Here is a 20,842-nt window from a genome sequence, read left to right as displayed (position 1 = left end):
CTCATTCGATGTGCGGTCAGTCGATGTGCGATGTGTAGCTTTCCACCGCCGGCACGGCCTTGATCAGGCCGCGTTCATGCAGGAAGCGGGCGAACCGGTCGTAGCGCGCACGGTCCAGCGCGCGCGGACTGTGCGCGAAACGGGCCACGGTGTCGACCCAGGCCCGACGGTTCAGTTCGGTATCAAGGTCCGCCCGGCCCTTGACGAACAGGCGCCACGCCTCATCCGGATGGTTGACAAGATAAAGGGTTCCCCGTTCCACGGCATCCAGGAACCGGCCCAGCCGCGGGTCGGCCGCCTTGTTCCGGGCGGTGATGAAGACAAGCTCGTCATAGGCGGGAACACCCTCCTCCTCGGGGAAGAAGGCCCGTCCTTCCTTCTTCTCGATCTCCATCTGGTTCAGCTCGAAATTACGGTAACCGCCGACGATGGCATCCACCTGCCCCGCGAACAGGGCCGGGGACAACGAGAAATTGACGTTGATAAGGGTGACATCCTTCAATGTCAGCCCATGCCGTTCCAGCATGGCCCCCAGCAGCGCATCCTCGAACCCGCCGACGGAATAGCCGATCTTCCGTCCCTTCAGATCCCTGATCGACTTGACGGGACCGTCCTTCATCACGATCACCGTGTTCAACGGCGTGGCCACCAGCGTGCCGATGCGTGTCACAGGCAGCCCGGCATCCACCTGCAGGTGGAGTTGCGGCTGATAGGAGATGGCCACATCGCCCCGGCCCGCGGCGACCAGACGTGGCGGGTCATTGGGATCGGACGGGGCGATCAACTCGACGGCCAGGCCCGCCTCCTTGAAATATCCCTGTTCCAGCGCGACGTAGAGCGGGCCATGGTCGGGGTTCACGAACCAGTCCAGCAGCACGGTCAGCTTTTCTTCCGCGGTGGCGGGCAGGGCGCAAAGCGCCAGCGATGCGGCCATGGCGGCCGCACGCAGCCAGTTCTTGCTCATGCGTTGGGTTCCTTGGTTATCACGCTGTCGGGTAGCCAGGGCATGGCCCGGCGAAGGATCAGATCGACCAGAAGCCACAGGCACACGGCCAGCAGCGCCAGGATGAACAGGGCGGCGAAGGTCAGGTCCGTCTGGACCCGTGCCGTCGCATGCAGCATCAGAAAGCCAAGGCCGGCGGATGCGCCAACCCATTCGCCCACCACGGCCCCGATGGGGGCCACGGCGGCGGCCATGCGCAACCCGGACCCGAAAGCGGGCAGCGCGGCCGGCAGCCGGATATGGCGCAGGATGGCCATGGGACCGGCACCCATGGTCCGGGCCAGGTCCAGCCAGCCCGGATCCGTGCGCCGCAACCCGTCATAGAAGCTGGCAGTGACGGGGAAGAAGATGATCAGCGTGGCCATCGCCACCTTCGACGCCATGCCATAGCCCAGCCACAGCACCAGAAGCGGCGCTATGGCGAAGACCGGAACGGCCTGGCTGGCCAGCAGCAACGGCAGAAGCCAGCGCCGCGCGGCGGCCGACGCCGTCAGCGCCAGGGCCGCCAGCGCACCGCAGAAGGTGCCCAGCACCAGCCCCAGGACGATTTCCAGCAATGTGTGGCCCGCATGCTCGGCCAGCAACGCACGGTCAGACCACAGGCGGGCGGCCACCCGGTCCGGTCCCGGCACGATATAGTGCGGGAGATCGGCCAGATGGACCAGCAGGCCCCAGGCCAGCACCAGCCCCGCCAGCGTCACACCGCCGCGCAGCAGCATGCCCATCATGCCGCGTCCTCCCCCACCGCGCCGCGCAACTGCGCCAACAGGCGTCCCTGCAGGGACAGCAGGGCCGGGTGGTCGGGGGGGCGGGGGCTGTCGCCCGGCGGCTGAATGGGATTGGACAGGCGTGCCGGCCGGCCGGACAGGACAAGCACCTGATGGCCCAGACGCAGCGCTTCCATCGGATCATGCGTGACCATCAGCACCGTGCGTCCCGCCAGCAGGCCGGCCGCGAGATCCTGCAGGCGCAGCCGCGTGATGGCGTCCAGAGCGGAAAAAGGCTCGTCCATCAGCACGATGGGCCGATCCTCGAACAGGGTGCGCGCCAGGGCCACACGCTGGCGCATGCCGCCCGACAGGGCGTCCGGCCGGCAAGCGGCACGATCGGCCAGCCCGACATGGGCAAGCAGGGCCAGCGCCCGGTCGCGTGCCGCCGGCCCGGCCCGGTTGCCCCGCAGTTTCGCACCCAGCATCACATTGTCGAGAACGCTGGCCCAGGGCAGCAGCAGATCCTGCTGGCCCATCCAGGCGATACGGCCGGCCACGGGCTGCCCGTCATCAGCCAGGATTTCACCCTCGCCTGTGGCCAGACCGGCGATCAGGCGCAACAGGCTGGACTTGCCGGCCCCGCTGGGGCCCAGCAGGCAGGTGATGCGGCCCCCGGCCGCCGCCAATGTCAGGTGCCGGAAAATCATCCGGCCGCCGAGCATCAGGCCGCCATCGCGCAGATGAATGGCAGGGGAAGGGGCGGACGGGGCCGGACGCGGCCCCGGGTCGTTGCTCATGGTTCACTGTCCCTACGCCGGCATCATCCGGATCAGGTTCCAGGGGTCGTCCCGTTACAGGACCTCTCAGCCGACCATCGGGCTCCCCCCAGTGAGGTTTTTCCGTTATGACAAAGCCATGACAGGCCCGCAAGGGAATAGGCATCGGACAGGGCGGACGGTTTCCGCGGCCGGCCATCAGAGGGGTGGGACAAGATATGGGCTTCAGACACAAGATTGCCGCCGGGACCGCCGTTTTTTTCCTGTCGGCAACGGCCGGTGCGGGCGGTTTGCCGGAAGGGCCGGCACTGAACCGGATGGTGGAAACGCTGGACGCCGATTTCTTCGCGCTGTTCTTCCAGGGCTGTGATCCGGACCGGCTGGCCACCATGCTGACCCCGGATTTCGAGATGTATCACGACAAGGATGGGGAGGTGGCACGGTCGGCCGCCCCATTCGTGGCCAGTTATGCACAGAGATGCGCGACGCGGCAGGCGCCGGATGCCTGGCGTTCCCGCCGCGAACTGATCCCCGGCAGCATGACGGTGCATCCCATCGGCACGATCGGCGTGCTGGAGCAGGGGGAGCATTTCTTCTATGAGCGCCGGGGGGATGGACCGGAAACGAAGGTCGGCCGCGCCCGCTTCACACAGCTCTGGCGGCTGGAGGCCGACGGCTGGAAACTGGCCCGCATCTTCTCCTACGACCATGAACCGGTGAAATAGCGTCGCAGGTGCAAGCGGGGTGCTTGTCGGTTTCCGCGCTGCGGAATAAACTATGTTCATTATGCCCGACAGCGCCACGATCAACGACCTGACCGCTGCTGCGTCGCCGAAAAGCGCGACGAACCGCCCGCTTTATCTGGGGGGCGAGATCTATCGGCATTCCAGTTATGGCCGCAAGCACCCATTGTCGATTCCCCGCGTCAGCGTGGCGACCGACCTGATCCGGGCCATGGGCTGGCTGGACGATGACGCCTATGTCGACAGTCCGCTGGCCACGGCAGAGCAGCTCGCCCGTTTCCACGACCGCGACTATATCGCCGCCGTGGCGCGGGCAGAGCGGGACCAGAGGGTCGATCTGGACACCGCGCTGCGTTACGGGCTGGGCAAGCTGGAAAATCCCGTCTTCCCGGAAATGTACCGGCGGCCGGCCATCGCCGCGGGGGCGGCCCTTCTGGCGGCCGATCTTGTCCGCGATGGCGGGGTCGTGCATTCGCCTGCCAGCGGCACCCATCATGCCCGCCCCGGACGGGCCAGTGGCTTCTGCTTCTTCAATGCGCCCGTGCTGGGCCTGCTGGCCTTGCTGGATCAGGGGCTGGACCGCGTTCTCTATGTCGATCTCGATGCCCATCACGGCGATGGTGTACAGGACGCCTTCCACGATGATGAACGGGTTCTGACCATTTCGGTGCATGAGGAAGGGCGCTGGCCCCATACCGGCCTGCTGCACGACCGCGCCGGCGGCATGGCCCGCAACGTGCCCCTGCCGGCCGGCCTGAACGATGCGGAATTCCGGCACGTGGTGGAGGAGGCGATCATCCCCCTGGCTGTCGCGTTCCGCCCGCAGGCGATGATGATCCAGACCGGCGCCGATGCGCTGGCCGATGACCCGCTGTCGCGCCTGTCCCTGTCCAACCGGGCCCTCTGGCGGGCGGTGGGTGATCTGGTGGGGCTGGCACCGCGCACGGTGGTCGTGGGCGGCGGCGGATACAATCCCTGGTCCGTGGGCCGTGCCTGGGCCGGCATATGGGCCGTGCTGAACGGCATCGACCCGGCGCAGGCCGACCTGACGCCCGCGGCGGCGGCGGTGCTGAAGGGGCTGACCTGGGATCGCCGTCAGGGCCGCAACCCGCCGGCCCGCTGGTTCGACGGCCTGGCCGACGCCCCGCATGAAGGCCCCGTGCGCGATGATGTGCGCCACGCGGCGGCAAGTGTGCGCGACCTGTGGTAGGGTGATCCGCTGCCACCTGACGGGATCCATCATGCTGCGCCGACTGGCCCTTGCCCTGCTTCTGTCATTGCCCCCCCTTCTCCTGCCCTTGGCGCCGCCGGCGATGGCGCAGATGCCACCGGGCCCGCAGATGGGGTTGAACCGTGACACGATCGTGGTGGAAACCCGCAATGGGCAGCGCCACAGCTTCCATGTCGACCTGGCATTGACCCCGCAACAGCAGGCCCACGGCCTGATGTTCGTCGAACGGATGGAGGATGATCATGGCATGCTGTTCCTGAACGAGCAGGAAGGCCGCCTGTCATTCTGGATGAAGAACACCCTGATACCATTGGATATCATCTTCGTTGATGCTGCCGGCTATATCGTCAATATCCAGCATGGCAGGCCCCGTGACCTGACGCCGCTGCCATCTGCCGGCCCCGCGCTGGCGGTGCTGGAGATCAATGGCGGGCTGTCGGCGCGGCTGGGCATCCGCCCCGGCGACCGTCTGTTGCACCCGGCCTTCGGCGTGAAGCGGCCATAGCGCAGGCCGGTGCGCAGGGCCTGGGCGGGCGCTTGTCCCCCGCCCCTGATGCTGCGCACCCGTGACCATGTTCCCGGCCCCGCAATCGGTGGATTTCCGGCAGGATGACCTGTGTGTTAGCATGGAGCATGGTCCTGTATACCCCACCTTTGCCGCCCTTGCAGCAGCCGGTCACGCCGCCGTCCCGTGACCGGCAGGTTACGGGCGTGACCCGGATCGAGCCGCGTCAACGGCGGGAAGAGGGTGGGGGCGGCCGGCGCAGCCTGCGCCATCGTCTCATCGATCTGGTGATGGAGGAGGTGGAGGGACTGCCCGACCTCTCCACACCCCAGAAGCAACGCATCCGGCACAGCCTTGACCGGTTCGCCGACCGGCCCGCTATGGTGCCGCCCCCAACGGACGAGCCCGCCCAGCCGTCCCCTTCACCGCCACCGCCACCGACGTCCGAGCAGGTCGTGGAGATGGTGGCGGGACTGGCCGATGATGGTCCCGACCCGCCGGACACCCCCGATGCGGACCCGGACCTTGCCCGCGAGGAAGCAAGGCAACTGGCGGCCCAGATGCGGTCATTGCTGGCCCTGCATACCGAGGAGGCGACGAAGATCGCCACCTATGTCCAGGCATTGATGAACAATGTGGGACCGGAAGCCCATCAGGTGGACCTGGACATCTGATGGCGCTTCGGGGGTGTCGTGTCCGTCTGTGCCGGTGACCGCGCCGGCAATCTGGTCCGGCGGCAACCGCCACAGCACCGCTCGTGCGGCATCGCCAAGCCAACGGATGTTGGCCCCGGCATTTGAGGGCGGTGATCAGAGCCAACAGGTTCTGGTCACCGCAAAGCAGTATAATGTCTCCGCCACAACATCTGCGTTGGAAGCCCCACGGGGCAGGTCTATAGGCTGGTCGATCCTGTTTGCGGTGTTGAATCCCCATGTCAACCAATGTCGTCCTGTTCCTTGCCACCACGCTGATCTGGGGCTCCACCTGGTATGCCATCACGTTCCAGTTGGGGGCGGTGGATCCGGCTGTGTCGGTGGCCTACCGCTTCCTGCTGGCAGGGTTCGTCCTGCTGGCTTTCCTGGCGGTGCGGCGACAGCCGGTCATGCCCCGGCGGGACGGCTGGTGGCTGATCGGTCTGGCCGGACTTTTCAATTTCGCGCTCAACTATCTGCTGGTCTACAAGGCCACAGCGCTCCTGCCTTCCGGCCTGGTGGCGGTGGCCGGTTCGGTTCTCAGCCTGATGAATGTCGTCAATGCCCGGCTGTTCCTGGGCCAGCCCATCCGCCCGTCGGTGCTGGGGGGTGGCATCATGGGGGTGACGGGCGTGCTATTGCTGTTCATGCCGGAAATGGCGGGCGGGGTGCTGACGGGGGGGGCGGCCGTCGGATTCGGGCTCATGATGCTGTCCAACTATTCAGCATCGCTGGGCAACATGGCGGTTTCGCGGATGCGCCGGGCGGAAATGCCGCTGATCGGTTCCACCGCCTGGGCCATGCTGGTGGGGGCCGGCCTGATGGCGCTGGTGGCTGCCCTGCAGGGCGCCAGTTTCCGGGTGGACGCGACGCTGCCCTACCTTTTGTCGCTGGTCTACCTGTCGCTGGTCGGCTCCATAGCGGCCTTCCTGTGCTATTTCACGCTGCTGGGCCGCATGGGACCGGGGCGCGCCGGTTACATCGCCATCATGACGCCCGTTCTGGCCCTGGTCGTTTCCACCCTGTTCGAGGATTACCGGTGGACACCGTCCGGTGCGCTGGGTCTGGGTCTGGCGGTGGCGGGCAATCTGCTGGTCATGGCGCCAGGTGGCATGGCCGGCCTGTGGCGTGGCCTTCGTCCGCGTCCGCGGGCCGCATGAGACGGTTTCGGCTTTTCGACGCATGGATGCTTGCGGGCATGCTTGCCCCCGCCGTCCGTGTGGTGTATTCCCACCGCCTGGGTGGCGGAGCGTAGCGCAGCCTGGTAGCGCGGCTGGTTTGGGTCCAGCAGGCCGGAGGTTCGAATCCTCTCGCTCCGACCAATCCCCACGGGACAACTCTTGCAGTCACAGGGTTCGCCATGAAGGTCCGGATTTACCAGCCCTCCAAGACCACCATGCAGTCCGGCCGCGGCAAGGTCGGTGACTGGGTCCTTGAATATGAACCGGCGACCCCGCGCCGTCCCGAACCGCTGATGGGTTGGACCAGTTCCGGCGACACGCTCAACCAGGTGCGCATCAAGTTCCCGACCAAGGAGGCTGCCCTGGCCTTCGCCGCCCGCAAGGGCTGGGACGCCGACGTCGCCGAATGGCACGAGCGCCGGGTGATCCCCAAGAACTACGCCGACAATTTCCGCACCGACCGGCCCCGTATCGGCCGCTTCTGACGGCTCACGCTCTGACAACAAAGGCCCCATAGCTCAGCTGGATAGAGCACTCGCCTTCTAAGCGAGCGGTCGCAGGTTCGAATCCTGCTGGGGTCGCCATACCCTTCCCAAAAAGCAGCGGGTTGGTGGATTCAAGTCTTCCGGAGAAGACTGTTATACTAGCATGAGCGGCGTTGGCCGCGATATGGGCGTATGCCGGTCACTGACCGGGCGTCTCGCTGGCTTCTGCTTGCGCGGGAATGCCGGGAGAGAAGGCTGCAACGGAAGCCAGTCGAGACTCCATCTCGCATGCGTTTGTATGAAGTTGGAAATGTTCTTCATATGTTCTAATATGCAGCTTCCGGTCATGGAGGCTGTGATGAAGACGAACAAGGTGCATTTGCCGGCGCCCCAGGAATTTGACGGGTCGCCATTCAAACTGCTGGTGAAAAGACACGGGCGTCTGGTCAGACGGTGCCGGGACATGGCTACCGATGACGGGCAGCCGGCCCGGCCGGGGCCGGTCCCACCCGTTCCATCGGAACGGCCGATGATATGGGACTGGGGCTGACGGCGGCCCCGACAGGCCGGCAGCTTATCGCCGGCGACTGATCATCGGAAATCAATTTCCAAAAACCGTGGACAGAGCCGCCATCCAGCCGGATCGGCGGCTTTTCCATGTCCGTCCACCATCGACGACCCGCATCGTCCGCCCGGCAGGAAATGCCGCGCTAGGCAAAAACATCCCATTTCCCTGAACCTGACCGGCCTCCGACTGGGAAGAAAAGGGGTCGGGAGGGCCGGTTGACGGCCGCATTGTACCTCTTAAGTACAGGTTTTGAGCGTTATCCCGGGTTGGCACGCTTCCTGCTTATACGGGGTCGAACCCATTCGTGTTCCACCCTCAGGAGGAAGAGACCGAAGCTCTGGACAAGGCGTTGAGCGGAAAGCGGTGCAGACCAGCCTTAAAAGGCGAAAGCCAAGCAAGACTGATGCCGCGATCAGCAAAACGGATTGCCCGATCCGAAACGAAACTGCCGGTCATGCACCGCACCCGGCGTCTTCCACGGTAACGGCGACGTCCTTCCTGAAGGTCCACGAGTATCGATTGCGGCCGAAACGGCCCCTCTAACGGCTCAAAAGGAGATACCCCATGTCGAGCAGTGATGTTCAGTTGACCGCAGGGATGCGCAATAACCTGCTTCTGCTCCAGAAGACCAACAAGCAGGTTGAGACGATCCAGAACAAGCTTGCCACCGGCAACAAGGTGAACAGCGCCCTGGACGGCCCCACCAACTACTTCGCTTCCAAGAGCCTGAGCACCCGGGCGACCGACCTGTCCAAGCTGAAGGAAAGCATGGGCCAGTCGATCAGCACGATCCAGGCCGGCGACAAGGGTATCACCGCCATTGAAAGCCTGGTCGAGCAGGCCAAGGGCCTGACGACCACCGCCTACAGCAACCTGGGCACGGACGAAGCCAGCATCGCGACCCGCAAGTCGCTGGCCGAGCAGTTCAACCGCATCAAGGACCAGATCGACAAGATCGCCCAGGACAGCGGTTATGCCGGCAAGAACCTGCTGGTCGGCAATGGCATGACGCTGGACAGCACGGCCAACAGCCGCAACGCCGTCAACTCCATTGCCGGCATCTCCAGCAGCCGCGTGACCAATGTCGTCAAGGCGGACACCTATTCGGTGCGCATCAGCGGCACCGGCGACATCAGCGGCAACCTGGGCGACATCGCCAAGGCCGAAGATGCCCGTGGTCTGACCTCGCTGAAGATTTCCGGCTCCATCTCCGCAACGGCCGGCAACTTCTCCGACATCCAGATCGAGATGCGCGGCAATGTCGGCCGTGAACGCACCGTGGTCATCACCGAAAATGGTGAAAGCCGCACGGTGAAGTTCTTCGACAACACCCAGTCGATGCAGGCCAGCACCACAACCGCCGGCAAGTCGGGCGTGTCGCAAACCTCGAAGGTCACCATCTCCGGTGCGGTCGATGTGGGCGACACCTTCACGGCCACTGTCAACGGCAAGTCCTATTCCTATACGGTGACGCAGGACGATCTCGACGCCTTCACCGATGGCTCGGTGACCGGCGCCGGCGACAATCCCGAATATCGCCGCCGCGTTGTGGCCGAGGGCCTGTACAACGCCATGCGGGACGATACCGCGATGTTCGAGGACCAGGGCACGGCGCTGACCGGCGGCAATGGTGACGACAGCGGTCCGCGGTTCAACCTGGCCTATGACCCGGCGGATGATTTCATCACCATCCAGTCGGACGTGACGGTGGGTACCGGCGTGACGTTCAATGTCGGCGCCTCGGCCACCAACGCGATGGAGAAGGACATCTCCATCACCTTCTCTTCCGGCACGACGGTCAGCTTCACGATCGATCGCGAATCCCTTGAAAATCTGGGGCCGGCCGGCAATGGCACCTCCACCATCGAAAAGATGGTCGATCTGACGGTCTCTGCCACCAACCTCAACGGCGTGACGGTGGAACGGTCGGGGATGAATGCCCGCGGTTCCGGCAAGCTGTCGGATGGCGAGAACTCCCTGTCCTTCGATAGTGGTACCGTCCGCTTCGATGTGGACCCCAAGACCCTGCGTCAGGCCGCATCCGCCCAGCTTTCCGCCAACCTGATCACGGTGCAGCGGACCGATGCGAATACCGAAAATGATCTCGCGGTGCAGTTCAACGAGAACAATACCAGCGCGATCACGGTGACCTCGCAGAATGTCCAGACGGACGGGCAGGGGCTGCGTCTCGACTATGCGCAGAACGGCTTCCTGGATCGTGCGGACATCGACCGCGCCGTGGCCAGCCTGGATTATGCGACGTCGCGGCTCCGTTCCACCTCGCAGGCCCTCTCCACGAACCTGAACGTCATCCAGACGCGCGAGAATTTCACCTCCGAATTCTCCAACGTCCTGACCGAGGGATCGAACAAGCTGGTCCAGGCCGACCAGAACGAGGAAGGTGCGAACCTGCTGCTGTTGCAGACCCGTCAGCAGCTCGGCACCATCTCCCTCTCACTGGCCAACCAGTCGCAGCAGGCCATCCTGCGGCTGTTCTAAGCCGGTCCGCCCCTGGCGGCGTGAACAGCGGCGACCCTCTGGTCGCCGCTGTTTCATTTTGAATTGCTTTGCACAATGCAATAGTAAAGCAGATATAGGTAAAATTTGCCTAAAAAGCAAAATTCATCGAAGCCGATACCCGTCCGCGACATATCATACTATTTTGCGGTGACCAGAACCTATTGGTTCTGGTCACCGCCCTCAATTGCCGGCGCCAACATTCGTTGGCTTGGCTGCGCCGCACGAGCGGCGCGGCGGCAGTCGCCGCCGGACCAACTTGCGATGAGTTCTACTCATCGCAAGTTGGTATCACATGCCGCGGCTTGCGCGCTCTCAAAGGATGGGATAGAGCGGGGTTATGCGCCTCATCCTTTCCCTTCTGTTCTGGTCGCTGGTCGTCGGACTGGTCATGGCCTGGCTGGGCTGGTCCCCCGCCGACCTGGCTGACCATGCGCTGGATATGCTGCGCACGCTGTTGGACTGGATGGATGGGTTGTTGGGCTGGACATGGCCCTATGTCAGACAGGGAGCAATCGTGGTGCTTCCGGTCGCCGGCCTTTGGCTGCTTATGCGCTTTCTGCGCCGCCGGCATGGCGCCCGGCGTGACCTGCGCGGCCCCTGAACCGGACCTCTGTCCGGTTCACTGCGGCCCCTGACAATGGGGCGCGGGGATCAGTTGAGCATTTCGCGCTTTTCGGCGGCGGCGACATGCACAAGTCGGGCAGCCTTGTTGAAGTTCATCGTGATCATCAAGGTGATACGCCCGCGGATCAGATAGATGCTCTTGTCCGCATCCACAGGCAGCGGGACATTGCGCGCGATGCAGTGTGAAAGCAGGGCCGCCTGCAGTTCATGTTCCGGCACCGACAGGGTTTGACGGCCATTGTCGAAGACGATGGCGCATTTGACCTCATCCTCGCCCTTGTCCAGACGCAACCCGGTAATCTGGCCGTCGGGCAGAGCCTCGCGCAGCCGACGCTTGCGGTCCAGAACGGAGGACAGAACCTCGCGGTCGGTGAACAGGATGCAGCGCAGTTCTTTCATGGGGCAACGTCTGGTAGCGGTCAAAGCATGACGCACCATAAACGACGTGGGCAGCCCCGACCAGTGGCCAGCCTATGAACTAAGGGATGGGGTAACCGTCCTTGCCGTCATAAGGGGCGGACCGGTGGCGGCCGCCATCCGCCTAAAAGCCAGGCCCCTTGTCCCCGCCATAGAGCGCATCGGGTGACATCAGGACGGGGTCGGTAACCTGCAGCCCGTCATTCGCGGCCCGGCGATAGAAGCAGGAGCGCCGGCCCGTGTGGCAGGCCACCCCCAATTGGTCGACACGCAGCAGGATGGTGTCACCATCGCAATCGATGCGGAACTCCACAAGATTCTGCACCTGTCCGGACGTGTCCCCCTTGCGCCAGAAAGCCTGGCGGGACCGCGACCAATAGCAGGCCCGGCCGCTGCGCAGCGTCTCGCGGATGCTGTCGCGGTTCATCCAGGCCATCATCAGGATCTCGCCGCTGTCATGCTGCTGTGCAATGGCGGGAACCAGCCCATCGGCGGTGAAGGCTACGGCGTCCAGCACGCCGTCGATGGTGGTGTCGGACAGGGGGGTGAAGGATATCTCGGTCATGGATTGGCCAGGGCTACGGCAAGCCGGTCAAAGCCGGCCTCCAGGTCACGGATCAGGTCTTCGGGATCTTCCAACCCGGCATGCAGGCGGATCAGTTCCCCGCCGTCCCATGGGACGGCCGTGCGGATGCTGTTGGGGGTGGAAGGCAGGATCAGGCTTTCAAAGCCGCCCCAGCTATATCCCATACCGAAATGCCGCATCCCGTCCACCATGGCAGCCAGGGCAGGGCGGGGGACGGGCGCGATTTCGAACGCGAACAGGCCGCAGGCGCCCGTGAAGTCGCGCTTCCAATATTCATGGCCGGGGCAGCCGGGCAGGGCTGGATGACGCATGCGCGTCACCTCCGGCCGCTGCGCCAGCCAGCGCCCCAGGACCAGCCCCGTCTCCTGGTGCTGGCGCATGCGGGTCGGCAGGCTGCGCAGGCCCCGCAGACCCAGAAACAGGTCATCCGGCCCGGCGCAGGCACCCAGTTCAACGGCTGCCTTCTTCAGGCGCAGCCAATGGTCGGGCCGGGCACAGATGGCCGCCCCCAGGCTGGCGTCGGAATGGCCGGCGACATATTTGGTGGCCGACTGGATGCTGACATGGACACCGTGCAGCAGCGGACGGAACAGCAGGCCGGCAGCCCAGGTATTGTCGATCATCACGATGATTTCGGGATCGGCGGCGGCCACGGTGCGGGTGATGGCCGGCACGTCCTGCACCTCGAAGCTCAGCGATCCCGGCGATTCCAGGAATACCACGCGAGTCCGTGGCCGCAGCAGGTTGCGGATGCCGTCCCCGATACAGGGATCGAAATATTCCACGACGATGCCGGCACGGGCCAGAATGCCGTTGGCAAAGCTGCGTGTGGGCGCATAGGCTGTATCGGCGATCAGCACATGGTCGCCCTGGCGGGTGAAGGCCAGCAGGCTGGTGGTGATGGCCTGGACACCTGATCCGAAGGAGACGGCGCCATGGCCCTGCTCCAGTTCCGCCATGGCTTCCTCGAACGCATGGCTGGACGGATTGCCCGTGCGACCATAGCGCACGGCACGCATCTTGGGGTCGTAATTGTCCAGTTCCGCCAGGGTGGGGAACAGGATCGTGGAAGCCCGGAACGGTGGGATGTTCACGGCCCCGCCGAACCGGTCCGGTGCGCGGCCGGCATGGATCAGCCGGGTGGCCTCGGCATCGGCGGGGCTGTCATCGGGGTGGCGGTTCATTCGGTCCTGGTCTTTCCGGGTGCCAGCAGGGGCTGATCGGGCAGGGTGATATGGGGCGCGGCATCACGGCGGATCAGCCCGGCCAGCCGTGGGTCCGGATCAAACCGCACCTCCTGCCGCACCGGATGGAACCCCGCCTTCTGATAGGTCATCAGGGCCCGCGGATGGTCCAGGTCGCAGGTGTTGACGGTCACCTTCTCCACCCCGGCGCCGTTCCACGCCGCCTCGATGGCCCAATCCAGCAGCCAGGGACCGATGCGCATGCCGATGAATTCCGGCACCAGCCCCAGATACTGGATTTCGCAACAGCCCGGCGTCCGGCGGTCGAGTTCGACATAGCCGGCCGGCACCCCCGCGACATGGGCCACGTAAATCTCCACCCTTGTGTCGGCCAGGATGGTGCGCAGTTCGGTAGCCGGCAGGGCCCGGCGGAACCACCAGAGCCACTCCTCCCCCACCGTGTCGTAAAGGTAGCGATAGAAGGAAAGGGTGCAATTCTCCGCCCGCAGCAGCGACAACCGTTCATGCGGGTGCGGACGCTGTCGCCGGACCGGCCTTGCCGTCATTTCAAGGTAGGTGACGGTGACCTTGAGATGGCCGGGCGGGGGGAGGGATGGGGTGTCCGTCATGATGCGTCTCCGGGTCGGGGGCGGCGGCCCTTACCCCGCGGCGGCCGCGCCCGTTTCCACGGGCAGGTCTGCGCGGCCGCCCCATTCGGTCCAGGAACCGTCATAGACCGCGGTCTGTGTGGCGCCCAGCCGATAGAGCCCCAATGCAAGTACGGCCGCCGTGATGCCGCTGCCGCAGGAAGTGGCGACGGGCCGCGACAGGTCGATGCCGGCACGGGCGAAGCGGGCGGCCAGGGCATCGCCGGTCAGCATCAGCTTGCTTTCCGGGTCCAGCAACTCGCCGAAGGGCAGGTTGCGGGCGCCGGGGATGTGACCGCCGCGCAGGCCGGCGCGGGGCTCTGGCGCGGTGCCCTGGAACCGCCCCTCGGTCCGGGCATCCAGCACCTGATCGGCCTGTGTTTCGAGATTGGCGCGCATCTGTTCCACCGACCGGACCAGTTCGGCCCGGAAGGACGGTGTGAAACGGCCGCGTGCCGGTATCGCCGCGGAGCCGGTCTCCAGGCCGCCGCCGATACGTTCCCAGGCCGGAAGCCCGCCATCCAGCACGAAGACCTTGTCATGGCCGAAGACCCGGAACATCCACCATGCGCGGGCCGCCGTCGACAACCCCGTCGTGTCGTAGACGATCACGGTATCGTCCGATCCGATGCCCAGCGCCGACACGGCCGCCGCGAACCCGTCCGGTGTGGGCAGCATGTGGGGCAGGTCGGTGCCGGGATCGGCAATGCCATCGATGTCGAAGAACTGTGCCCCGCGGATGCGTTTCTGCACGAATTCGGCATGCGGGTCGCGGCTGGCCGCCGGCATGTGCCACGAAGCATCCAGGATGCGGATGGCCGGATTATGCAGTTCCGTTTCCAGCCACAGGGGGGAGACCAACGGGTCCGTCATCGCTCACTCTCCGATCCCGGAATGATTTCAATATGAAAGGGCATCAGCCTTTCGTACCGCGCGCCTTCGGCTTGTTCAATGCGGCAGCCGCGCGCATCAGGTCCCTGAAGGCCGCCTCGTCGATGCCGTGATCCTTGAAAAGATCGATGGCCCGTCTGGCGTTGCCGTCCAGGCTGGCATTGAACAGACCGGCCGGGTCGTCCAGCGACGCCCCCTTGGCGAAGGTCAGCTTCACCTTGTCCTTGTAGGTTTCGCCCGTACACAGGATGCCGTTGCGTTCCCATACCGGTACGCCACCCCATTTCACGGTCTCCACCACATCGGGCAAGGCCTCGTGGATCAGGGCGCGCAGCCGGGCCAGCACGGGTCCGCGCCAATCCCCCAGCCCGGCGATCCGTGCATCGATCCGCTGCGTGGGGGACGGTTCTTCTGTCATGGCCGATGTTTCCCGTCAGTCGCGCAATGCCAATTGCACGCGCCGGTTCTGTTTGCCCTTGTTCTCGATCTTGACGATGGTCACGGGCCCGATCTCCCCCGTGGCGACGACATGCGTGCCGCCGCAGGGTTGCAGGTCGATGATCGCATCGTCCGTGCCGATCTGGAGAAGGCGCACGCTGCCCGATCCCATGGGTGGCTTGACCGACATGGTACGCACCAGTTCCGGCATGGCCTCCAGGTCCGCATCCGTTATGGTGCGCTCCCGCACGGGATGGTCGGCGGCGATCAATTCGTTCAGCGCCGTCTCGATCTCCTCCTTGTCCAGGCTGGCCGAGGGCACGTCGAAATCCAGACGGGACCGGTCGGCCCCGACCTGTCCGCCCGTCACGGCACCCGGCACAACGGCACAGACAAGATGCAGAGCGGTATGCATGCGCATGTGCCGGTGCCGGCGGGCCCAATCGATCTTCTGCATGACCCGGGCACCCACCGGCGGCAGGACGGCCGCGGAGTCGGGGATGTGCAGCACCTGTTCCCCGTGTTCGACCAGCGGGTCCGCCTTGCGGGTATCGATGATGGGGGTGCTGCCCCCCTCCCAGGTCAGGATGCCGGTATCCCCCGGCTGACCGCCGCCACTGGGATAGAACAGAGTGCGATCCAGGCGGATACCATCGTGCCCTGCCGCCAGGACCACCGCATCGGCTTCCACCTGATACGGATCTTCACGGAATAGCAGGGTCATGGCACATCACCTTTATTATGATCGGTTCAGTCGAGCCAGTCGGGGACCGGCAATCCTTTTTCGCGCAGGAAAGCCGGATTGAACAGCTTCGATTGATAGCGGGTTCCACCGTCGCACAGGATGGTCACCACCGTATGGCCCGGCCCGAGGTCCCGCGCGACCTTGATGGCCGCGGCGACATTGATGCCCGTGGACCCGCCCAGCACCAGCCCTTCATCCTTCAACAGGTCAAAGATGATGGGCAGCGCCTCCTCATCCGTCACCTGCACGGCATCATCGATGGGGGCATCGGCCAGATTGGCGGTGACGCGCCCCTGGCCAATGCCCTCGGTGATGGACCCGCCCTCCGCCTTCAATTCGCCCGTCTTCTTCCAACTGTAAAGGGCCGACCCCATGGGATCGGCCAGCACGATGCGGACATCGGGCTTGTGCGCCTTCAATGCCATCGCCACGCCCGCCAGCGTGCCGCCCGTGCCCGTGGCACAGGTGAAGGCATCGATCCGCCCGTCAAGCTGGTCGTATATCTCCGGCCCCGTGGTAAGACGGTGGCCTTCCCGGTTGGCCAGGTTGTCGAACTGGTTCGCCCAGACGGCGCCGTTCGGCTCCGTCGCGGCCAGTTCCTCGGCGATGCGGCGGGAGACATGCACGTAATTGCCGGGGTCCTTGAAGGGAACGGCCGGCACCAGCCGCAGATCGGCGCCGCACAGGCGCAGCATGTCCTTCTTTTCCTGGCTTTGCGTTTCCGGCATGACGATGACAGTACGGAAACCCAGGGCATTGCCCACCAGGGCCAGGCCGATGCCGGTATTGCCGGCCGTCCCTTCCACGATCGTGCCGCCGGGACGCAACTGCCCGCGCGCGATGGCGTCCTGGACGATGGCCAGGGCCGCCCGGTCCTTCACGGACCCGCCGGGATTGAGGAACTCGGCCTTGCCATAAATGTCGCATCCCGTCAGTTCCGACGGGCCTTTCAGACGGATCAGGGGGGTGCGGCCGATGCTGTCCAGAAATCCGTTGCGTACATCCACGGCAAAGAACCTTTTGTTGCGTGTAGAACCTGATCGCGGAATATGGCGTGATCGCTGTGTAATGCCATCATTCACATCCGCACCACAGAACCGCGCCGGACGCATTGCGTCAAGGCAAAGCGGCGTCGCCCGGGCCATCATGCCCGTCACCCGCCTCGGCGCGCAGCCGATCCCGATGGCGCGCGAACCAGGCCAGGCCCAGCAGCGTGAAGCCGCTGGCCACCTGATTGGCATCCAGCATGGCGATGGCGGTGTCGGCGGGCACCAGATGCACGCGGATATCCTCCACCTCCTCCGCCAGGCCATGGATGCCGCCAAGCCCGGTGCTGTCTACCAGCCCCGCATAAAGATGCACCACTTCCGTCGAACCGCCGGGACTGGGCAGCATGCTGTGGATCAGGCGCACGGCACGCGGGGTGCAGCCGGCTTCCTCCTGCGTCTCCCGCGTGGCGACCGCGGCCGGGTCCTCCCCCGGCTTCACCATGCCGGCCACGAATTCCAGAAGCCAGGGATTGACGCCGGCCGCATAGGCGCCGATGCGGAACTGTTCGATCATGACCAGCAAGTCTGCCGCCGGATCATAAAGGATGATGGCCACGGCCACGCCCCGGTGGCAGATATCCCGTTCGATCTCCGGCGTCATGCCACCGGCGAACCGTTCATGACGCAGCCGCATGACGGAAAAATCCATGAATCCCCTGTGGATATGGCGGTGATCCACAACCGTCACCGCCGTGGGGCTTTGGATACCGGGCAGGACGGGGTAATCGGGCAGGGGCGAGGTCATGGCGGGTCCGGTATGGTGGCGATGGGGCTTGCGTCGGATGCCCGGCCTGTTCCAGCTTAGGCAATGACTGGCATGGACGGGCAGACGGGGACCACGATGGCGCGCGTAACGCAGGATTTCAACTTCGCCGGATCGACGGGTGCGCAGCTTGCGGGGCGCATTGATCTGCCCGAGGGACAGCCGGTGGCAACCGCGATCTTTGCCCATTGCTTTACCTGCAATAAGGATTACCACGCCTCCGCCCGCATCAGCCGGGGGCTGGCCGAACGGGGCTGGGCCGTCCTGCGGTTCGATTTCACGGGCCTTGGCGGCAGCGGCGGGGCTTTCGACGAGACGAATTTTTCCACCAACATCGCCGACCTTCTGGCCGCCGCCGCCGCCCTGACGCAGGAGATCGCCGCACCTCGCCTGTTGATCGGGCACAGCCTGGGCGGGGCGGCCGTGATGCGCGCCGCGCCGGACCTGCCCAGCGTGGGGGCTGTGGCCACGCTGAACGCGCCGTCGGGCCCGCACACGCTGTTGGGCAAGATCGCGGGGCGCGAGGCGGAAATGCAGCGTGACGGCCGCGTGCAATTGAATGTCGGCGACCGTGAAATGCCTATCACGGCCGATTTCGTGGCCGACATGGAACGGCATGACATGGCCACCGTCATCGGCAATCTGGGCCGGCCGCTGCTGGTCATGCACGACCCCAAGGACCCCGTCGTGCCTTTGTCGGAGGCGGACCGTATCCTGTCGCTGGCCCGGCACCCGAAAAGCTTCGTGGCGCTGGACGGGGCCGGCCATCTGGTGGCGGATCAGCGCAATACGGGCTTCGTGGCCGGCATGGTCGATGGCTGGGCACGCCGCGCCCTGCGGCTGGATACGCCGGCTGCCGGCAAGCGGGAAGGCGTAGCCCATGAAGGCCCCGTGACGGTTGCAGAAACGGGGGAGGGAACCTTTCACAATCTTGTCACCGCCGCCGGCATCCGCTTCACGGCGGACGAGCCGACAGACGTGGGCGGGACGGGGCAGGGCCCCAACCCCTATGAATTGCTGCAGGCCGCGCTGGGGGCCTGCACCTCCATGACCATCCGCATGTATGCCAACCGCAAGAATATCCCGCTGGCCCGCGTGCATGTCACGGTGACACATGAGAAGCGGGACCCGCAGGAGGGGGAGGTGACGGAGAATGCCGGTGGCAAGGTGGACCATTTCACCCGCGCCATCACGCTGGAAGGTGATCTGGACGCGGCCCAGCGCCAGCGGCTGCTGGAGATCGCCGGCAATTGCCCGGTGCATCGCACCCTGCGCAGCCGGGCCAGCATCGACAGCCATCTGACCTGATACGGGTCCGGATCGCTGCGGGAGGGGGGAACCAACACCCTTCCGGCTCCGTTATCCTTTCCCCTAGGCGGATAAACGGAGCAGAAGAACATGGCCATCCGCAATGATGAGGAACTGGAAGCCGCCGTACAGGAATACCAGCGGCTGCGCAATGCGCCCAAAGGGTCGGACAGTGCCGCCCGGCTGGAGTCCCTGAACGCGGATATCCAGACCTATTATCATCAGAACAGCCAGAAGTTGCGGCCAGCCAAACCGGCCCATGAGGCGTTGCCGGACGCGACCGCGCCGGCGGAACCGATCGAGAATGCGCCCGGCGCGGTCCGCCATCGCGGGCCTTGATCAACGGGCGGCAGGGATCCTGCCGCGTTCCATCCTCACCATCCCCATGGTAGCTTGCCGGAACCAGGTTCCATTGGGGGGAGAGGCCGATCTTGCGCCGGGGCGATAATTGCTATAGCTGCCGTTACTGGCTCGGGCAGGGTGTGCGGGAACGGGGGCCCCGCGGCACATGCCGGCGGTTTCCGCCTGTCGTGACGGACCGTTTCCCGTCGGGGGCCATGCCCGTCACCAATTTCACGGATTGGTGCGGGGAATGGCAGCGCCATGCCGGGCAGCGCGAGCAGGCCGACCCCACGTCTGGCACCCCGTCGCCGGGCGGTGGCACCCTTTACGATGATTTGTAGGAACGGTTCCTGGGATTTTGTCATGGAGAGACGTGGCGGTTGTTCCGCCACGCTTCCCATCAATCCTCCAGCATGTTCGCCAGTTTCAGGGCGATGCCCATATTGCCGCTGACCTTCAGCTTGCCCGTCATGAAGGCCAGCGTCGGCGCCAGCTTGCCCTCTGCCAGCTTCACCAGGTTCTCTGCGGAGATGGTCAGCGTCGTGTCCGGCGTGCCGCCCGTGCGCGAAATGGCCGGCGGCATGCTGTGCCCGTCGATGAACAGCGCCTCGCCCCCGCCGAAATCGAACTTCACCAGGGCGCCCAGGCCGGTAAAGTTGATCGCGCGGGACTTCATCTGCGCTTCGATCTGGTCAAGGGTCATGATGGTCCTCGATAAGAGAGAGTTACGTTTACGTAAGCGTAATTATACGCTACTTACAGCGTTGTAGGCAAGAGAAAGGGGCGAAGCGATCTCAGCCGTTTACCGGGCGGCGACGGCCAGCGCCACGCCCGCCATCACCCCGCCCGTGGCCCGGTTCACGGCCTGCATACGTTGCGGCGTGGCGATGAAACGGCGGGCCTGCGCGGCCAGCATGGCATAGCCCGTCATGACCCCTGTCAAGACCACCACCATGCTGAAACACAGTTCGATCAGGGCCAGGGAAGTCATGGTGCGCAGGGCGAGAACCTGCGGCATAATGGCCAGGAAGAAGACCATGGTCTTGGGATTGCCCAGGGTCAGTGCAAGGCCACCCAGCACCAGCTTCACCCCTTCGCCCTTGATCTGCGGCTGTTCCTCGACCGGCCGGGCCGGTGCGCGCCACAATTTCCAGGCCATGTACAGCAGATAGGCCGCACCGGCATATTTGATGATGGTGAAGACGATCTGGAAGCTTTGCGCCAGCACGGCCAGCCCGCCCAGGACCAGTGCGAACCAGGCAAGATCGCCCAGCACGATGCCCGCGATGAAGGGGAGGGTGCGCCGGGTGCCGGTTCCCATGGCACGGGCCACCACCGCGGCCACGCCGGGACCGGGGGAGGCGACGGCGACGGCATAGATGCCGATGAACAGGAGAAGGGCGGTCAGGTCCAAGGGCGCACCGGTATGGAAAG

25 protein-coding genes, 2 tRNA genes and 1 riboswitch are annotated in these 20,842 nt (G+C 65.1%); of the genes, 13 read left to right on the top strand and 14 right to left on the bottom strand.

Annotation, left to right across the window (positions count from 1 at the left end; translation table 11 throughout):
• Nucleotides 1-16 precede the first annotated feature (16 nt).
• The 3 genes from ABC728_RS23335 to ABC728_RS23325 all read right to left on the bottom strand — a co-directional run bounded on the left by ABC728_RS23335 (nt 17) and on the right by ABC728_RS23325 (nt 2,510).
• On the bottom strand, nt 17-964 hold the full coding sequence (locus ABC728_RS23335) for an ABC transporter substrate-binding protein (protein WP_416622257.1): 948 nt from the start codon (nt 962-964) through the stop codon (nt 17-19).
• Nucleotides 961-1,731 carry an ABC transporter permease gene (locus tag ABC728_RS23330; RefSeq protein ID WP_416622258.1) on the bottom strand — a complete coding sequence of 257 codons (771 nt, stop codon included), beginning with the start codon at nt 1,729-1,731 and terminating at the stop codon, nt 961-963. The genes ABC728_RS23335 and ABC728_RS23330 overlap by 4 nt, the downstream gene beginning before the upstream one ends.
• Nucleotides 1,728-2,510 (bottom strand): ABC transporter ATP-binding protein, encoded by a 783-nt coding sequence (locus tag ABC728_RS23325; protein ID WP_416622259.1) that lies wholly within the window; start codon nt 2,508-2,510, stop codon nt 1,728-1,730. Before ABC728_RS23325 ends, ABC728_RS23330 begins: the two co-directional genes overlap by 4 nt.
• A riboswitch (TPP riboswitch) is annotated at nt 2,503-2,609 on the bottom strand. (Overlaps the previous gene by 8 nt.)
• 98 nt (nt 2,610-2,707) lie before the next feature.
• Here ABC728_RS23325 and ABC728_RS23320 point away from each other — a divergent pair.
• From ABC728_RS23320 to ABC728_RS23275, 10 genes are all read left to right on the top strand, one after another.
• Nucleotides 2,708-3,214: a nuclear transport factor 2 family protein gene (locus ABC728_RS23320; protein WP_416622260.1), complete on the top strand. Its 507-nt coding sequence runs from the start codon at nt 2,708-2,710 to the stop codon at nt 3,212-3,214.
• A 52-nt stretch (nt 3,215-3,266) separates the two neighbouring features.
• A complete protein-coding gene (locus ABC728_RS23315; RefSeq protein WP_416622261.1) occupies nt 3,267-4,442 on the top strand; it encodes an acetoin utilization protein AcuC in 1,176 nt (391 codons plus the stop codon).
• 31 nt (nt 4,443-4,473) lie between these two features.
• Entirely contained in the window at nt 4,474-4,968 is a 495-nt protein-coding gene (locus tag ABC728_RS23310; RefSeq protein ID WP_416622262.1) for a DUF192 domain-containing protein, read from the top strand.
• 128 nt (nt 4,969-5,096) lie between these two features.
• Complete coding sequence (locus ABC728_RS23305) at nt 5,097-5,642, top strand: hypothetical protein (protein WP_416622263.1); 546 nt, start codon at nt 5,097-5,099, stop codon at nt 5,640-5,642.
• Nucleotides 5,643-5,899: 257 nt separating this feature from the next.
• On the top strand, nt 5,900-6,820 hold the full coding sequence (locus ABC728_RS23300; RefSeq protein WP_416622264.1) for a DMT family transporter: 921 nt from the start codon (nt 5,900-5,902) through the stop codon (nt 6,818-6,820).
• Between the two features lie 85 nt (nt 6,821-6,905).
• Nucleotides 6,906-6,982: transfer RNA gene (locus ABC728_RS23295), tRNA-Pro, on the top strand.
• Nucleotides 6,983-7,020: 38 nt separating this feature from the next.
• Nucleotides 7,021-7,326: an ETC complex I subunit gene (locus tag ABC728_RS23290; protein WP_416622265.1), complete on the top strand. Its 306-nt coding sequence runs from the start codon at nt 7,021-7,023 to the stop codon at nt 7,324-7,326.
• 22 nt (nt 7,327-7,348) lie between these two features.
• Nucleotides 7,349-7,425: transfer RNA gene (locus tag ABC728_RS23285), tRNA-Arg, on the top strand.
• Between the two features lie 1,033 nt (nt 7,426-8,458).
• The gene (locus ABC728_RS23280; RefSeq protein ID WP_416622266.1) at nt 8,459-10,393 is read left to right on the top strand and encodes a flagellin N-terminal helical domain-containing protein; all 1,935 of its coding nucleotides are present in this window, start codon (nt 8,459-8,461) and stop codon (nt 10,391-10,393) included.
• A gap of 358 nt (nt 10,394-10,751) precedes the next feature.
• Nucleotides 10,752-11,015 carry a hypothetical protein gene (locus tag ABC728_RS23275; protein ID WP_416621984.1) on the top strand — a complete coding sequence of 88 codons (264 nt, stop codon included), beginning with the start codon at nt 10,752-10,754 and terminating at the stop codon, nt 11,013-11,015.
• A 50-nt stretch (nt 11,016-11,065) separates the two neighbouring features.
• On the opposite strand, the gene ABC728_RS23270 is transcribed toward ABC728_RS23275, so the two are convergent.
• The 9 genes from ABC728_RS23270 to ABC728_RS23230 all read right to left on the bottom strand — a co-directional run bounded on the left by ABC728_RS23270 (nt 11,066) and on the right by ABC728_RS23230 (nt 17,740).
• Nucleotides 11,066-11,437, bottom strand: coding sequence for a hypothetical protein (locus tag ABC728_RS23270; protein ID WP_416621985.1), 372 nt, complete (start codon nt 11,435-11,437; stop codon nt 11,066-11,068).
• A gap of 142 nt (nt 11,438-11,579) precedes the next feature.
• The gene (gene hisI, locus ABC728_RS23265) at nt 11,580-12,020 is read right to left on the bottom strand and encodes a phosphoribosyl-AMP cyclohydrolase (RefSeq protein WP_416621986.1); all 441 of its coding nucleotides are present in this window, start codon (nt 12,018-12,020) and stop codon (nt 11,580-11,582) included.
• A complete protein-coding gene (metC, locus tag ABC728_RS23260; protein WP_416621987.1) occupies nt 12,017-13,225 on the bottom strand; it encodes a cystathionine beta-lyase in 1,209 nt (402 codons plus the stop codon). The genes hisI and metC overlap by 4 nt, the downstream gene beginning before the upstream one ends.
• The gene (locus tag ABC728_RS23255) at nt 13,222-13,854 is read right to left on the bottom strand and encodes a GNAT family N-acetyltransferase (protein ID WP_416621988.1); all 633 of its coding nucleotides are present in this window, start codon (nt 13,852-13,854) and stop codon (nt 13,222-13,224) included. Before ABC728_RS23255 ends, metC begins: the two co-directional genes overlap by 4 nt.
• Nucleotides 13,855-13,884: 30 nt before the next feature.
• A complete protein-coding gene (gene sseA / locus ABC728_RS23250; RefSeq protein WP_416621989.1) occupies nt 13,885-14,745 on the bottom strand; it encodes a 3-mercaptopyruvate sulfurtransferase in 861 nt (286 codons plus the stop codon).
• Nucleotides 14,746-14,788: 43 nt separating this feature from the next.
• A complete protein-coding gene (locus tag ABC728_RS23245; RefSeq protein WP_416621990.1) occupies nt 14,789-15,181 on the bottom strand; it encodes a DUF1801 domain-containing protein in 393 nt (130 codons plus the stop codon).
• A 15-nt stretch (nt 15,182-15,196) separates the two neighbouring features.
• On the bottom strand, nt 15,197-15,925 hold the full coding sequence (locus tag ABC728_RS23240) for an alanyl-tRNA editing protein (RefSeq protein WP_416621991.1): 729 nt from the start codon (nt 15,923-15,925) through the stop codon (nt 15,197-15,199).
• A gap of 26 nt (nt 15,926-15,951) precedes the next feature.
• Complete coding sequence (locus ABC728_RS23235; RefSeq protein WP_416621992.1) at nt 15,952-16,953, bottom strand: cysteine synthase A; 1,002 nt, start codon at nt 16,951-16,953, stop codon at nt 15,952-15,954.
• Between the two features lie 109 nt (nt 16,954-17,062).
• On the bottom strand, nt 17,063-17,740 hold the full coding sequence (locus ABC728_RS23230) for an NUDIX domain-containing protein (protein ID WP_416621993.1): 678 nt from the start codon (nt 17,738-17,740) through the stop codon (nt 17,063-17,065).
• A 72-nt stretch (nt 17,741-17,812) separates the two neighbouring features.
• On the opposite strand from ABC728_RS23230, the gene ABC728_RS23225 reads away from it, so the two are divergent.
• From ABC728_RS23225 to ABC728_RS23215, 3 genes are all read left to right on the top strand, one after another.
• Complete coding sequence (locus ABC728_RS23225; RefSeq protein ID WP_416621994.1) at nt 17,813-19,066, top strand: bifunctional alpha/beta hydrolase/OsmC family protein; 1,254 nt, start codon at nt 17,813-17,815, stop codon at nt 19,064-19,066.
• A gap of 90 nt (nt 19,067-19,156) precedes the next feature.
• Nucleotides 19,157-19,405, top strand: a complete 249-nt coding sequence (locus ABC728_RS23220; RefSeq protein ID WP_416621995.1) for a hypothetical protein — start codon at nt 19,157-19,159, stop codon at nt 19,403-19,405.
• 92 nt (nt 19,406-19,497) lie between these two features.
• The gene (locus tag ABC728_RS23215) at nt 19,498-19,749 is read left to right on the top strand and encodes a hypothetical protein (protein ID WP_416621996.1); all 252 of its coding nucleotides are present in this window, start codon (nt 19,498-19,500) and stop codon (nt 19,747-19,749) included.
• 59 nt (nt 19,750-19,808) lie between these two features.
• On the opposite strand, the gene ABC728_RS23210 is transcribed toward ABC728_RS23215, so the two are convergent.
• On the bottom strand, nt 19,809-20,111 hold the full coding sequence (locus ABC728_RS23210; protein WP_416621997.1) for an SCP2 sterol-binding domain-containing protein: 303 nt from the start codon (nt 20,109-20,111) through the stop codon (nt 19,809-19,811).
• A gap of 99 nt (nt 20,112-20,210) precedes the next feature.
• Entirely contained in the window at nt 20,211-20,822 is a 612-nt protein-coding gene (locus ABC728_RS23205; protein WP_416621998.1) for a LysE family translocator, read from the bottom strand.
• Between the last annotated feature and the right edge of the window lie 20 nt (nt 20,823-20,842).

It is taken from the genome of Niveispirillum fermenti (assembly GCF_052474395.1).
Note: the sequence above shows the minus strand (reverse complement) of the source record. Positions and strands in the feature narration are given on the sequence as shown.